Source organism: Lederbergia sp. NSJ-179, from assembly GCF_022867885.1.
In the GTDB taxonomy this organism is placed as follows: domain Bacteria; phylum Bacillota; class Bacilli; order Bacillales; family Bacillaceae_C; genus Lederbergia.
On the sequence record NZ_JALIFP010000004.1, the window covers coordinates 26749 to 41368 of the forward strand.

16 protein-coding genes are annotated in these 14620 nt (G+C 38.9%); 15 read left to right on the forward strand and 1 reads right to left on the reverse strand.

Going from position 1 to position 14620, the window contains the following annotated elements:
- Window positions 1-28 precede the first annotated feature (28 nt).
- Together MUB24_RS04430 and MUB24_RS04435 are read left to right on the forward strand one after the other, a co-directional pair.
- Window positions 29-400, forward strand: coding sequence for an EAL domain-containing protein (locus MUB24_RS04430; protein WP_244701788.1), 372 nt, complete (start codon window positions 29-31; stop codon window positions 398-400).
- Window positions 401-411: 11 nt separating this feature from the next.
- Complete coding sequence (locus tag MUB24_RS04435; RefSeq protein ID WP_244701791.1) at window positions 412-567, forward strand: hypothetical protein; 156 nt, start codon at window positions 412-414, stop codon at window positions 565-567.
- Window positions 568-885: 318 nt separating this feature from the next.
- Here the strand turns inward: MUB24_RS04435 and MUB24_RS04440 are convergent, their stop codons facing one another.
- A complete protein-coding gene (locus MUB24_RS04440) occupies window positions 886-1140 on the reverse strand; it encodes a hypothetical protein (RefSeq protein WP_244701794.1) in 255 nt (84 codons plus the stop codon).
- 308 nt (window positions 1141-1448) lie between these two features.
- On the opposite strand from MUB24_RS04440, the gene flaG reads away from it, so the two are divergent.
- The 13 genes from flaG (at window position 1449) to MUB24_RS04505 (ending at window position 14616) form a co-directional block, all read left to right on the forward strand.
- A complete protein-coding gene (gene flaG / locus MUB24_RS04445; RefSeq protein ID WP_244701796.1) occupies window positions 1449-1820 on the forward strand; it encodes a flagellar protein FlaG in 372 nt (123 codons plus the stop codon).
- Between the two features lie 21 nt (window positions 1821-1841).
- Window positions 1842-3854: a flagellar filament capping protein FliD gene (fliD, locus tag MUB24_RS04450; RefSeq protein ID WP_244701799.1), complete on the forward strand. Its 2013-nt coding sequence runs from the start codon at window positions 1842-1844 to the stop codon at window positions 3852-3854.
- 45 nt (window positions 3855-3899) lie between these two features.
- Entirely contained in the window at window positions 3900-4304 is a 405-nt protein-coding gene (gene fliS / locus MUB24_RS04455; RefSeq protein WP_244701801.1) for a flagellar export chaperone FliS, read from the forward strand.
- Window positions 4304-4654 (forward strand): flagellar protein FliT, encoded by a 351-nt coding sequence (gene fliT / locus MUB24_RS04460; protein WP_244701803.1) that lies wholly within the window; start codon window positions 4304-4306, stop codon window positions 4652-4654. Before fliS ends, fliT begins: the two co-directional genes overlap by 1 nt.
- A 187-nt stretch (window positions 4655-4841) precedes the next feature.
- Window positions 4842-5393, forward strand: a complete 552-nt coding sequence (hpf, locus tag MUB24_RS04465) for a ribosome hibernation-promoting factor, HPF/YfiA family (protein WP_244701805.1) — start codon at window positions 4842-4844, stop codon at window positions 5391-5393.
- A gap of 226 nt (window positions 5394-5619) precedes the next feature.
- Window positions 5620-6195, forward strand: a complete 576-nt coding sequence (locus MUB24_RS04470; RefSeq protein WP_244702073.1) for a chromate transporter — start codon at window positions 5620-5622, stop codon at window positions 6193-6195.
- Window positions 6192-6719: a chromate transporter gene (locus MUB24_RS04475; RefSeq protein ID WP_244701807.1), complete on the forward strand. Its 528-nt coding sequence runs from the start codon at window positions 6192-6194 to the stop codon at window positions 6717-6719. The genes MUB24_RS04470 and MUB24_RS04475 overlap by 4 nt, the downstream gene beginning before the upstream one ends.
- A gap of 165 nt (window positions 6720-6884) precedes the next feature.
- Window positions 6885-9395: a preprotein translocase subunit SecA gene (gene secA, locus MUB24_RS04480; protein WP_244701809.1), complete on the forward strand. Its 2511-nt coding sequence runs from the start codon at window positions 6885-6887 to the stop codon at window positions 9393-9395.
- A gap of 105 nt (window positions 9396-9500) precedes the next feature.
- A protein-coding gene (gene prfB, locus MUB24_RS04485) for a peptide chain release factor 2 (protein WP_244701811.1) occupies window positions 9501-10599 on the forward strand; the annotation gives its coding sequence in 2 pieces (ribosomal slippage) (window positions 9501-9572 and window positions 9574-10599; 1098 coding nt in all).
- A 263-nt stretch (window positions 10600-10862) separates the two neighbouring features.
- Window positions 10863-11216: a cytochrome c551 gene (gene cccB / locus MUB24_RS04490; protein WP_244701813.1), complete on the forward strand. Its 354-nt coding sequence runs from the start codon at window positions 10863-10865 to the stop codon at window positions 11214-11216.
- A gap of 440 nt (window positions 11217-11656) precedes the next feature.
- Complete coding sequence (gene ftsE, locus MUB24_RS04495; protein ID WP_244701814.1) at window positions 11657-12343, forward strand: cell division ATP-binding protein FtsE; 687 nt, start codon at window positions 11657-11659, stop codon at window positions 12341-12343.
- A complete protein-coding gene (ftsX, locus tag MUB24_RS04500) occupies window positions 12333-13223 on the forward strand; it encodes a permease-like cell division protein FtsX (protein ID WP_244701816.1) in 891 nt (296 codons plus the stop codon). The genes ftsE and ftsX overlap by 11 nt, the downstream gene beginning before the upstream one ends.
- A 64-nt stretch (window positions 13224-13287) precedes the next feature.
- Window positions 13288-14616, forward strand: coding sequence for a murein hydrolase activator EnvC family protein (locus MUB24_RS04505; protein WP_244701818.1), 1329 nt, complete (start codon window positions 13288-13290; stop codon window positions 14614-14616).
- Window positions 14617-14620 lie beyond the last annotated feature (4 nt).

The following is a 14620-nucleotide window of genomic DNA, read 5'->3' on the forward strand; positions in this document are numbered from 1 at the left end:
AGACCGGACTTTTCTTGTCTCAGAACATTTGCTTGTCGGGGCTGAACAAGGCGCTTGCGCTTTTCTTACGGAACTTGAGAAAAGGACTGGAACAAAAGCAATTCGAGCTAATTACCAACCTCAAGTTGATTCAGTTACGGGGAGAATTACGGGTTTGGAAGGATTAATTCGGTGGAATCACCCAGACAAGGGAATCATACTGCCGGGTTCATTTATAAAGCTTGCAGAGTCGACGGGTCTGATTCTTTCGATTGAGGAATGGGTTATGGAACAAGCGTTTATACAATTAGAGAATTGGCGGAAACAGGGCCAAGAATCACGAACCATCTCTAATAATATTTCGTCCATCCATTTTTTACATCCATCTTTCTTACAGTTTCTGATCTTGCCAAATTGTTGAAATTAAATGTTGTGTGTAAAGGGGTCGAAACAAAAGAACAATGGATAATATTACAACAAATCGGGTGTCCTGTTTTACAAGGATATTATTTTTCTAAACCAATGCGTTATCAAGAGGTTCAGCATTGGTGTAAAAAAACAGAGTCTACATCACATCCGTCTGAATAAAGATCAGACGGACATGTCGTTTTACTTGATTCCCGAAGCCATGTTCTTAAATTGATTCATCAATTTGTTGCGAGATTTCTCATTCCTGAGTAGATAAGCGGCACCAAGGGCAACAGTAGCTATAATCGCTTTACCTTTCATGAAGGTCTCTCCTTTATAATGAATTTTCCTTCCTTCTTGGTATACCCCTTATCCAATAAATTAATCAACCATCAGTTAAAAAGATTCTGTTTGACTCGGGAATGATGGGGGAAATGCAATATTCATCGATAAATTTGACATTTCCCGGGAAATTTTAGCATGATCTGACAAACGTTTTTACCAATAAAAACCGCCATAGGGGTAAATAGGATAGATTGGATAAGGATAAGGATAAGGGCGCAATAAAGAACCTGCTGCTAACCCACCTAAAAATCCACCTAGCAGGGGAGCGCCATATCCAAACGGTCGTCCAATCCATGGCCTATATCCAAACGGTCTACCAAATCCAAAAGGACGGCCAATTAATCGATGATCGTGATCCATGTTACTAGGATAAGAATGAAAATTCGGTTGATATTCAACTTGATTCATACGGGTTACCTCCTGTACTTTTGTTCTTTTTTAAGCCATAAATGAAGTTGAGGGAGTTTGCGACATCTCTAACAAAAATTCACTCATCTTCCTTTGCATCTTATGCTGAACTAGTGTAAAAAGAGCAGCCTCATATGTAAAATAGGCAAATGCCATGCATTCTAGTAAAGATGATCTATAAACAAAAAGGAATTTATGCCGATATTAGCAATAAAGTGAAACTACATTCAATGGGGTGGGCTTTCATCCCCCACTGAATGGGAGTCGATCCGGGATAAATAGACAATAGAGAGAAAGGAAGTAAAGCGATGTCAGGACAAATAGGGACAGGCCTTTCAGCCGCTTCTAATGGAATGATGGCAGGAAAAATGGAAGAAATACAAATGCCGAATGGAAAAATGTTAGAAAAGGTCCGTCCAGAGAATAACCCAACAACTGTGGATACACCATTTACAAAAGCAGATGTAAGCAAGGTCCTGAATGGAATGAACCAATTTTTAAAAGCATCTACGCAAACCCATTTGAAATTTGAATTTCATGATCAATTAAATGAGTATTATGTCACCTTAGTTGATGAAACCACGAATGAAGTAGTAAGAGAAATTCCACCAAAGAAAATACTCGACATGTTTGCAGCAATGACAGAGTATTTGGGATTAATGGTAGATAAAAAAATATAATGGTTGGATGAGGTGAGATGGATGAGAATTGCCGGTTTGGCAAGTGGAATGGATATTGACCAAATGGTGAAAGATTTAATGAGAGCAGAACGCATGCCACTAGATAAATTAAAACAAAAAAAACAAATTTTGGAATGGCAGAGAGATGATTACCGAGCTCTAAATACAAAATTGCTTACTTTTAGAGATAAACTCGCCCAATTAAAATTGACCGCAAACTATCGAGCAAGAACAGTCTCTTCTTCCAATGAGCAATATGTCACAGCCACTGTATCAAGTGGAGCCGCACAGGCATCGTATTCGATTTCGGAAGTGGAGCAACTAGCGACAGCGGCGACGATGGTGAACACTGGGGAAATATCTATAAATGCTACAGCAGGTATTAAGGATCAACTAGGCGAGCAGTTTGAATGGAAAACAGGAGTTGTAGAGTCGCAAACGTTAAATGTCGGAGATTCGATTGATGATTTGAAAATTGATCTTAAAGGAAGCACTTTTCCTGAAAATGAAAGTGAAATTAATATCAAGGTGAATGGACGTGCTATCACTGCAAGAATTTCCGATTCAGATGAGCCGGATGAAAATGAGGTAATCGTAAGAACAAATGGCACCCTTGATTTTGGTTCAAACGTAAAGCCCGTAAAAGGCAATGTTATCAAAGTCGATTATGTTGTAGATAGTAAAATAAATACATTAGAAGTTGGAGAAGATCCTATCACGAATTGGAGCTTGGGGAAAGGGTCTTTAATAAAAGATATAGATGTAAATGGGGACAAGTATATTATTCAACAAGATGAATATGGAAACAATATACTTATTAATGAAGATGATCCCACAAAGATACTTGGGCATATCAATTTGGACACCGGAGTTATTACTTTTAATCAAGCATTTGAATTTGAGGAAGGTACTGAAATAAAAGCCACCTTTACTCAAAACTATGCGACTTTTGGCATTAACACCCATACTTCAAAAGGAGCAGTGAACGAAACCTTCTTCATCACTGGCACGGATACTCTAAACAGTGTTATTCGCAAAGTCAATGAATCCTCGGCAGGCGTGACAATGGTTTATGATTCTTTCACCGATCGAGTGACATTGACACGAAAGGAAACGGGGAAATTTGGTGAGGAAGAGAAGGATATTGAAGTATCAGGGAAATTTATGGAAGATATTTTGAAGTTTAAGGGTTCAAATTTAGATGATGGTCAAAACGCCAAGTTTACCATCAACGGATTAACGACTGAACGCAGCTCCAACACCTTCGACATGAGCGGTGTAACGATTACCTTAAAGCAAACATTCAATCCTGAGAGTGGTCAACAACCAACAACCATCTCAGTCGGAAATGATTCTGAGCAAGTTTTTGAAAATATTAAGGAATTTGTGAACCAATACAATGAGTTAATTAAAGAAATCGGCGATAAGTTAAATGAGGAACGCTTCCGTGACTATAAACCACTTACGGATGATGAGCGTGAAGAGCTTTCAGACAAACAACAAGAAAAATGGGAAGAAATGGCACGCAGTGGTCTGCTAAAAGGGGATATGGTTTTATCCGGTGTTTTATCCAGCATGCGTATGGATATGTACAGCACCGTTGAAACCAATGGGGTTTTTAAACAATTAGCTAGTATCGGTATTAAAACGACGGCCAATTATCTAGAAGGCGGGAAACTGGAGATTGATGAAACGATATTGAAAGCCGCTTTAGAAGAGGATCCAGATTCTATTGAAAATCTATTCCGTGGCAATGATTCTCAAGCTGGAAAAGGAATCATTCATAAGCTTTATGATACAGTCGATGCTTCCATGAAAAAGTTGCAGGAAAAAGCCGGGCGTGCAACATCCACCAATCAACAGTTCACACTTGGACGGGAATTGATCAATGTGGATAAAAGTATTGATCGTTTTGAGGAAAAACTTAAGATGACGGAGAACCGTTATTGGCGCCAATTTACTGCGATGGAAAAAGCGATCCAGCGTGCCAATGAACAATCAATGTATCTCATGCAACAATTTGGCGGTTTTTAGACCTCTTTCCATTCAAATATTTGCTAAATTAGAGGAGTGAAAAAAATGGCGAGTGCGAATCCCTATCAGACCTATCAAAAAAACTCAGTCACAACAGCGGCTCCGGGCGAGTTGACCTTAATGCTTTATAACGGCTGTCTGAAATTTATTTATTTTGCTAAAGATGCCATGGGAAAAAATAATATCGAAGTAAAGAATACGAACATCCAAAAGGCACAAAATATTATTAATGAGCTTATGGTCACTTTAAATATGGAATTGGATCTTTCCAGAAGCATGATGTCTCTCTATGAATACGCCTACCGTCGTTTAATTGAAGCCAATATAAAGAATAATCTCGAAGCCCTTATAGAAGTAGAGGAAATAATCAAAGAATTTCGCGACACGTGGAAACAAGCGATCCAATTGAATCGTCAGCATCAACATGTATCAGGAAGTAGTGGCATTTAATGAACAATGTCAAGAAATGTTTAGCCCTTACAGAACAAATTATTGTGTTAGTGAAAATAACAAACGATGATCAACGTGAACCCATCATTGAAAGAATTGAAGATCTGTTAAGCCAACGTTCGGCTCTTTTCGCAGAGCTTCGGGCCCCTTATACAATGGAAGAACAAAAAATGGGAAAAGAATTACTCGCGCTTGACCAAGAAATGAATGCCGCTTTAAACCATTTTCTAAAAACGATCCAAACAGATATGCAAACTTTAGAACGGAAAAAGAAGTCTGCTGCACATTACTCAAATCCCTATGCAGCAACGGATGGGCTAGATGGTATGTTTTACGATAGACGGCAATAACCCAGGCTTGCATCGCGAGTAATACTTCTTCCACTCCTTCTAGTCAGATTGACCGTTAATCGGTCATTCTGAAGAACTAATTGTTAAAAATATCACAAAATCGACATATTTTTTATATGATCAAGCAGGATTTTATAGGTGTATGTAGAAGTATATATACATAGCATTAATTGAAGGAGGAGTTAATATGCTAAAATACAATATCCGCGGTGAGAACATCAATGTTACGGATGCTATACGTGACTATATTGAGAAGAAAGTAGGTAAGCTGGAAAGATATTTTAATGAAACTCCTGAAGCAAATGCACATATTAATTTAAAAGTAAATCCTAATAAAAAAGCAAAAGTTGAAATTACAATTCCGCTTCCGCAATTAGTTCTTCGTGCTGAAGAAGTCCATGAAGATATGTATGCGGCTGTTGATTTGATTGTTGATAAATTGGAGCGGCAAATTCGTAAGCATAAAACAAAAGTAAATCGTAAATTCAGAGATCAAGGTAGTGCGAAGGAATTTTTCAAAATGAATGGGAATGATCTTCCGAAAAATGAAGAAGAAGATGAATTTCAAATTGTCCGTACAAAACACTTTAATCTAAAACCAATGGACAGTGAAGAAGCTGTATTGCAAATGAATATGCTTGGGCATAACTTCTTTATTTTTACCGATGCTGAGACAGATGGTACAAATATTGTATATCGCCGTAAAGATGGAAAATATGGGTTGATTGAGACGAACTAAGCATGATTTATATGGAGCACGCTGCCTATAGGTAGCGTGCTTTTATCAATGCTTATCTTTTCGAATACCTCATTTTTTGGTATCCTTAAAGAAATCTTTCTAACGTTTAGAAATGGAACGGGGCTTACAGGATGTGGAGTAGAACGACGTAGCGATTGCTGTTGCGACCTTAGCCGTTCATCCCATTCCTAAGCGCTTGCGTTTTTCTAAAGGATGGTGATGTTTGATGAAACAATTCCACTTATTTATTGCCTTTTTTCGTTCGGGCATTCTTGGATTTGGCGGAGGGCCATCAGCCATTCCTCTTGTACAACATGAAGTCGTACGTGTTTATAAATGGATGAGTGATGATGAATTTGCGGATGTGCTTGCGCTTGCTAATGCACTGCCAGGACCGATTAACACAAAAATGGCTGGATATATCGGCTGGCGCATCGGTGGTTTTATCGGGATGATGAATGCTCTTTTTGCTACAGTCGTGCCAACCGTTGTGATGATGGTTGTCTTTCTATTTTTATTAAGTGCGTATAAAGATAAGCCATGGGTAGCGGGAATGTCACAGGCTGTGCTCCCAGTTGCAGGAGTTTTGATGGGAATGCTTACTTGGGAATTCATCGCAAAATCAAAACGATCACTCGGTTGGCTCGGAACCATTCTACTCCTTGTGGGAAGCCTTATAGTGATGCAATCATTAGGCGTTCATCCGGCGATTGTGGTTGCAGTGTTATTAGCTACCGCTCTGTTATCGAAGAAAAAGCAGCAATCTCTCAAAAGAAATGCGGAGGATAAAAGTTTATCATGATTTATTGGAAAATTTTCATCGCTTTTTTTATTCCTGGTATACTTGGTTATGGTGGGGGGCCATCTTCTATTCCATTGATTGAACATGAGGTAGTCGATCGCTATCATTGGTTGTCCGTGCATGAATTTAGCGAAATGTTGGCTTTGGGAAACGCACTGCCAGGACCGATTGCTACTAAAATGGCGGGCTATATTGGCTATCAACAGGGAGGATTGTTGGGATCCTTTATTGCTTTATTCGCAACTGTTGCTCCCTCCTTAATTTTAATGCTTCCCTTATTGGGTCTTCTTTTAAAACATAAGGATTCTCCTAAAGTAAAGAGGATGACACAATTGGTACGTCCTACAATAGCTGTCCTTTTAGGTGTTATGACCTTCGACTTTTTTGCTAGTTCTGTCGAAGGTTCTGGTTATTTTCATACGATGATTATTGGTCTTATTAGTTTGCTTTTACTGAAGAAATGGAAAGTGCATCCGGCATTTGTCATAGCAGGCGCCCTTGTATATGGAGCTATTTTTCTCTAAATTCTCCTCTTGCTTTCCCGTTTGTTGTCAGGGAAATCTGATAGTGTTATGATAGATAATTAGGTAAAAGGTTTTACTTTAACAAATAATTCCAATACCAATGAATGAAATATCTATAGACTTTTGAAAAGTTTTTACTTTAAATAGATAGGGGAGCGTTTGAATATGGTAGCTTTTCTTAATAAAATATTTGATCCCAATAAACGTGATCTTAAACGATTAGAAAAAATGGCTGAGAAAATTGATCAACTGGCACCAGATATGGAAAAATTGTCAGATGAAGAACTTCGCAATAAAACGGATGAATTTAAAGAAAGATACCAAAAGGGTGAATCTTTAGACCATCTATTAGATGAGGCATTTGCTGTTGTCCGAGAAGGCTCCCGTCGTGTGCTTGGCCTTTACCCATATCCTGTTCAACTTATGGGAGGCGTTGCTCTCCATGAAGGAAATATAGCAGAAATGAAAACAGGTGAAGGGAAAACCTTAACAGCGACAATGCCTGTTTATTTAAATGCTCTTACAGGAAAAGGCGTACATGTTGTTACGGTCAACGAATATTTGGCCAGTCGGGATGCGACAGAGATGGGAGAACTCTATCAATTTCTTGGTTTAACGGTCGGACTTAATTTAAACAGTATGTCAAAAGAAGAGAAAAAAGAGGCCTATGCCGCAGATATTACGTATGGAACGAATAATGAGTTTGGCTTCGACTATCTTCGTGACAATATGGTGTTGTATTTGGAACAAAAAGTACAACGTCCCCTTCATTTTGCGGTCATTGATGAGGTTGACTCTATTCTTATTGATGAAGCGCGGACTCCTTTGATCATTTCGGGGCAAGCACAGAAATCAACACAATTATATTTACAAGCAAATGCATTTGCCGGTATGTTAAAAAAAGAAGATGATTACACGTATGATGAAAAAACAAAAGGTGTTCAATTAACGGAAGAAGGAATTAATAAAGCAGAAAGATTCTTTAAAATTGATAATTTATTCGATCTTTCTCATGTTGTGCTTAATCATCATATTAACCAAGCTTTGAAAGCCCATGTTAGCATGCATGCAGATGTTGATTATGTTGTCCAAGAAGGCGAAATTGTCATTGTCGACCAATTCACAGGTCGTTTGATGAAGGGAAGACGTTTTAGTGATGGACTCCACCAAGCGATTGAGGCAAAAGAAGGCGTCGAAATCCAAAGTGAATCGATGACCATGGCAACGATTACCTTCCAAAACTATTTTCGGATGTATGAAAAGTTAGCAGGAATGACAGGAACGGCTAAAACGGAGGAAGAGGAATTCCGTAATATTTACAATATGAGAGTTATTTCTATTCCGACAAATTTGCCTATTATCCGGGAGGATCGTTCGGACTTAATCTACGCTTCAATGGAAGGGAAATTTCGTGCGGTGACCGAGGACATTTATGAACGTCATCAAGCCGGGCAGCCGATACTTGTTGGGACGGTTGCAATTGAAACATCGGAACTTGTCTCTTCTCTTTTAACCAAAAAAGGTGTTAAACATAATGTCTTAAATGCGAAAAACCATGGGAGAGAAGCGGAAATTATTGCAGAAGCTGGGCAGAAGGGCGCTGTCACGATTGCGACAAATATGGCTGGACGCGGAACCGATATAAAACTTGGGGAAGGCGTAAAAGAGCTTGGCGGATTAGCGGTCATTGGAACAGAACGCCATGAATCGCGCCGGATTGATAATCAGCTCCGAGGACGTTCTGGTCGTCAAGGAGATCCTGGAGTAACCCAATTTTATCTTTCAATGGAAGATGAGCTTATGCGTCGATTTGGCTCTGAAAATATGAAATCGATGATGGAAAAATTAGGAATGGATGATACACAGCCAATCCAAAGTAAAATGGTTACCAAGGCAGTCGAGTCTGCGCAAAAACGTGTGGAAGGTAATAACTTTGATGCCCGGAAACAATTACTTCAGTATGATGATGTCCTTCGCCAACAAAGGGAAATCATTTATCAACAACGCGATGATGTGATGAGTTCAGAGAATTTACGTGATATTATCGAAAAAATGATTCAATCTGTCATAGATCGGGCAGTGGCTAGACATACAGCTGAACAGGAAGAAGAGGAATGGAATTTACAGGGATTACTTGATTATTTGAATGCCAATGTTCTAACTGAAGGGGATCTGACTGTTGCTGACTTGCAAAGAAGAGAACCGGAAGAGATGAAAGAATTAATCTTTGATAAAGTGAAACAACATTATGATGAAAAAGAGGAACTTTTAACACCAGAACAAATGCGTGAATTTGAAAAAGTGATTTTACTGCGTTCTGTTGATACAAAATGGATTGACCATATTGATGCAATGGATCAGCTTCGTCAAGGGATACATTTGCGTGCCTATGGACAAATTGACCCGCTAAGAGAGTATCAAAGTGAAGGCTTCGTTATGTTTGAAAACATGATTGAAGCGATTGAGGAAGATACAGCCAAATATGTGATGAAAGCTGAAATACGAAATAATTTAGAACGGGAAGAGGTTGCGAAGGGTCAAGCCGTCAATCCAAAAGAAAGTGAAGGAGAGGTTAAAAGAAAGCCGATTCGAAGAAGTGAAAAAGTCGGTCGTAATGAACCTTGTCCTTGCGGAAGTGGTAAAAAATATAAACACTGTCATGGTAGATTAACTTAAGGGTAAGCTATGCTATATCGTGTTGGAGAAAACTCGTGAGGGACCATCCTTCACGAAGTTTTTCATGTGAATCCGAGATAAATCATATATAAGAGGTGTTCGTTTATGGAATTATTTGAAGTAAGAACGGAGCTTGAAAATACGGCGGAACGCTTAGCCGACTTTAGGGGGTCTCTTTGACTTAGAGGAGAAGGAAACAAGGATCGCTGAATTGGATGAAAGGATGCTTGAGCCTGGTTTTTGGGACGATCAACAAAAGGCTCAAGCAGTCATTAATGAAGCGAATAGTTTAAAAGACCTTGTGAATGAGTATAAGGAACTTGCAGATCTTCATGAAAATCTTGAACTTACCCATGAATTAGTGAAGGAAGAAAGCGATCCTGAGCTTGAAACTGAGCTTGAGACAGAATTAAAAGATCTTATCCAGCGTCTCCATCGTTTCGAGTTACAATTATTATTAAGTGATCCCTATGATAAAAACAATGCCATCATTGAACTTCACCCAGGAGCTGGAGGAACAGAATCTCAAGATTGGTGTTCTATTCTGTTACGAATGTATACACGCTGGGCTGAAAAAAGGGATTTTAAAACAGAAATCCTCTCCTATTTACCAGGGGATGAAGCTGGAATCAAAAGTGTGACGATGTTGATAAAGGGGCATAATGCCTATGGATATTTAAAAGCCGAAAAAGGCGTCCACCGCTTAGTTCGAATCTCTCCGTTTGATTCTTCTGGCCGCCGCCATACATCATTCGTTTCATGTGATGTTATGCCGGAATTTACCGATGAGGTGGAAGTCGATATCAAACAGGAAGATCTCAAAATTGATACGTATCGTTCTAGCGGAGCAGGTGGACAGCATGTGAATACAACAGATTCGGCCGTCCGGATTACCCATTTACCAACAGGTATTGTTGTGACTTGTCAGAACGAAAGATCACAAATTAAAAACCGTGAAAAAGCGATGAATATGTTAAAAGCGAAGCTGTATCAACGTGAGCTCGAAGAAAAAGAAAAGCAACTTGCTGAAATTCGTGGGGAGCAAAAGGAAATTGGTTGGGGCAGTCAAATCCGCTCCTATGTGTTTCATCCTTATTCCATGGTCAAGGATCATCGCACAAATGAAGAAACAGGAAATGTGCAAGCTGTCGTAGATGGGGATATTGATGAATTTATTCATGCTTACTTACGTTCCCGGGTGTAAATGGAAGGCCAACAGGATGTTGGTCACTTAGACGTTGCCGCAGGACGCGGCGTATTTAGTCTAAGATCGTATTCAAACAGAGGGCTGAAAGAGGCTGTAATCTTTCAGCCCTTTATTATTCACAAACTTGTGATAATTACGGGAAGCCTTGATACAGATTACTCTAGCTAAATTCTTCCTATCAGCAACCCATTTTTTATCGTTTAATTAAAGTTCAATATTGGTATACTAAAATAGATCAATCTAAAAAAGGAGTTGTTCCCATGAGGAAAAAATGGATGGGTTTATGTTTAGGACTTATGCTAGCGATTGGTCTTGCTGCATGTGGTACCGGAAATGATGCAAATGATAATAATAATGGTGGAGAAACTGGTGGAGAAACTGGCGGAGAAACTGCGACAAATGACGCGGAAGAAATTGTAAAGAATAATTGTATCTCTTGTCACGGAGACAACCTAGAAGGAAGGAATGGCCCAGCACTTGCTCAAATTGGATCTAAATTATCGAAAGATGAAATATTAGACGTAATCGAAAACGGCAGAGATGGGATGCCGGGTAATATCATTCAAGGCGATGATGCCGAGAAGGTAGCACAATGGTTGTCTGAGAAAAAATAAGAGTTCCAAAACGACAGTGGGAAAAGCTGTCGTTTTTTAAATTTAAAGCTATGACCGTTTAACAGCAATCTTGGACCATTTAGTATCGAGTTTCGACCAATTCCCCCCATCATTCGACCATTAAATGCCGAGTTTCGACCAATTAGCCTCCTCGTTCGACCATTATACATCAAGCTTGCCATGCCCCAGTAAATAACTATCATACTTTAGTCCTATTTATTTCTTCCTTTAGTTAGAAATGCCGAATTATGTAAAAGTTTAGAACAAAAGTTCTAAAAATGAAATATAACTGTAATGTAAAAGCCCCAAAGCTGATGTTATAATGAATTTGTTGTTAGATTTTGTCACGGATTGACGGCAATTTTCTTTTTTTGACAATCGAAAAATGGTTATTTTTACATAAAGTTTGAGGCGAATTTTTTAAAAGGTCGGGTGAGAATATGATTAAAATGCAAGATGTTGTGAAAAAATACCCGAACGGTATTATAGCCGCAAATCGTTTTAATGTTCATATAAAACAAGGCGAATTTATATATATTGTTGGTCCAAGTGGTGCCGGCAAATCCACTTTTATCAAAATGGTGTATAGAGAAGAAAAACCAACTTCAGGAAAAATCATAGTAGATGGCATCGATTTATCCTCGTTGAAAAATAGAAAAGTTCCATTTCTTAGACGAAATATTGGTGTAGTCTTCCAAGATTTTAAATTATTACCTACATTAACTGTTTTTGAAAATGTAGCTTTTGCATTGGAAGTAACTGAACATCGTTCGAGAGATATTAAAAAAAGAGTGATGGATGTTCTATCAATGGTTGGTTTAAAACATAAAATGCGGATGTTGCCCACTGAATTATCAGGTGGGGAACAACAACGTGTTTCTATTGCAAGATCGATTGTCAATAATCCTAAGATGATTATTGCGGATGAACCTACTGGGAATTTAGACCCTGATACAGCGTGGGAAATTATGAGTATTTTGGAGGAGATTAATCTCAACGGCACAACTGTCATTATGGCCACCCATAATAAACAAATTGTGAATACAATTACTCATCGGGTTATTGCGATTGAAAATGGAAGAATTGTCCGTGACGAGCAGCGGGGGGAATACGGCTATGAAAATTAGAACCATCGGTCGCCATCTAAGAGAAAGCTTCAAAAGTCTGCGCCGGAATGGTTGGATGACATTTGCTTCTATTAGCGCTGTAACAGTTACATTGTTGTTGGTTGGTGTGTTTCTTGCCATTATGATGAATATGAACAAATTTGCAACAGACATAGAAAATGATGTGGAAATTCGGGTACATATTGAAATGACTGCAAATCAAGAACAAAAGGATGAATTAGAGAAGAACATCAAAAAAATCCCCCAAGTGGAATCAGTTAAATTTTCCTCTAAGGAGGACGAGCTTAATCATCTCATTCAGACAATGGGCAAAGAATGGAGTCTGATTGGAGATGATGAAAATCCACTCCACGATGTTTTCATTGTCAAAACGAAAAAACCAAGTGAAACGGCAGGAGTGGCCCAAAAAATCCGGGCACTTGATTCGGTTGATTCTGCCAAATATGGGGAGAAAAAGGTTGAAAGGTTATTTAGTTTGTTAGGGACAAGCCGTAATGTCGGCATTGTTTTAGTCATCGGTCTATTGTTTACGGCGATGTTTTTAATCTCTAACACTATTAAAATCACAATCTTTGCAAGAAGACGGGAAATTGAAATTATGAAATTAGTTGGGGCTACGAACTGGTTTATCCGTTGGCCATTTATATTTGAAGGAATTTGGTTGGGAATATTAGGCTCTATTATTCCGATCGCTATTGTGGCAACATCTTATTCTTATGGGTATGACTTTTTAGCAAAGCGGATTCCAGATGATTATTTCATGTCCCCGCTTCCATACACACCATTTGTCTATCAAGTAAGTCTATTGCTCTTACTGATTGGAGTCATAATCGGTGCGTGGGGCAGTTTCATTTCTGTTAGACGCTACTTGAAAGTATGAGGAATACTAGATTATGAAGGTTGGACAGAAGCAGAGATTTAAGGGGAGAAAGGGGGAACGATTCTTGAAAAGAAGTTCTGTATTATCGATGACACTGGCGACAACACTAATTTTTGGGGGAGTATTCTCGTATACGGGGAAAGCGCAAGCCTCTTCAAAGCTCAATGATTTGCAAGAGAAACAATCTGATCTTCATAATAAGAGGTCTATCCTAAATCAATCGATCGATGAAAAGGATGGAGAAATCTCTAATATTATGAATCAACAAAATTTTGTTGAGGACGAGATTGAAAAGCTAGAGAGGCAAATTGCGGATACGGATCAAAAAATCAAAGAAAAGCAGCTGCAGATTGATAACACAAAAGCTGAAATCGAAACATTAAAAGCGGAAATTAAGGACTTGAAAGAACGGATTGAAAAAAGAAACGAAGTCCTTCGTGATCGGGCAAGAAATATTCAGCAAAATGGTGGTTCCGTTCAATACTTGGATGTGTTTTTGGGGGCTGAAAGTTTCGGCGATTTAGTGGATCGTGTTTCTGCTGTAACAACACTTGTTAGTGCAGATAAAAAGATTTTAGATGAACAGAAAGCAGATATGGAGAAACTGGAAGCTGATCAGAAAAAAGTTGAAGAAAAGCTAGAAAGCTTAAATAACATGTTAAAAGATTTAGAAGATTTACAGAATAGCTTAAAAGCACAAAATGAAGAAAAGAAAGAGCTCATGAAGGAATTGGCTGCTCAGAAAAGCCATATCGAAAGTGAAAAGATGTCTCTTGAAGAAGAAGAAGAATTACTAAGAACGCAAGAGGCAACCTTGGAAAAGGCGATTCAACAAGAACAAAATAGGATTGCAGAAGAAGAAAGAAAAGCGAAAGAAGAAGCGGAAAGAAAAGCGAAGGAAGCGGCGGCAGTAACGAATAGCCCGTCAACATCAAATTCGAAATCTAGTGGGTCGGGTGGTTCAACCGAGACAAGTTCAGCGACCCCGCCTGTAAGTTCAGGTACTTTCTCTTGGCCGGCGGTTGGAACAGTTTCCTCTGGTTTTGGTGGAAGATGGGGGGCAACCCATTTTGGGATTGATATCGCTAATCGTACAGCAGTACCAATTGTTGCTGCAGCAGATGGTGTTGTTCATAGATCGTATCATTCTTCTAGTTATGGTAATGTCGTTTTTGTTATCCATCATATTGATGGGCAAACCTATGAAACAGTTTATGCCCATATGAGCAGCCGCAGCGTTTCAGAGGGACAATCTGTCAAGAAAGGCCAGAAACTTGGTGTAATGGGAAATACAGGTCATTCGTTCGGGCAACATTTACATTTTGAAGTCCATGTTGGTTTATGGAATGGAGCAAAATCGAACGCTGTAGATCCATTAGGATATTTAAATTAAGTGT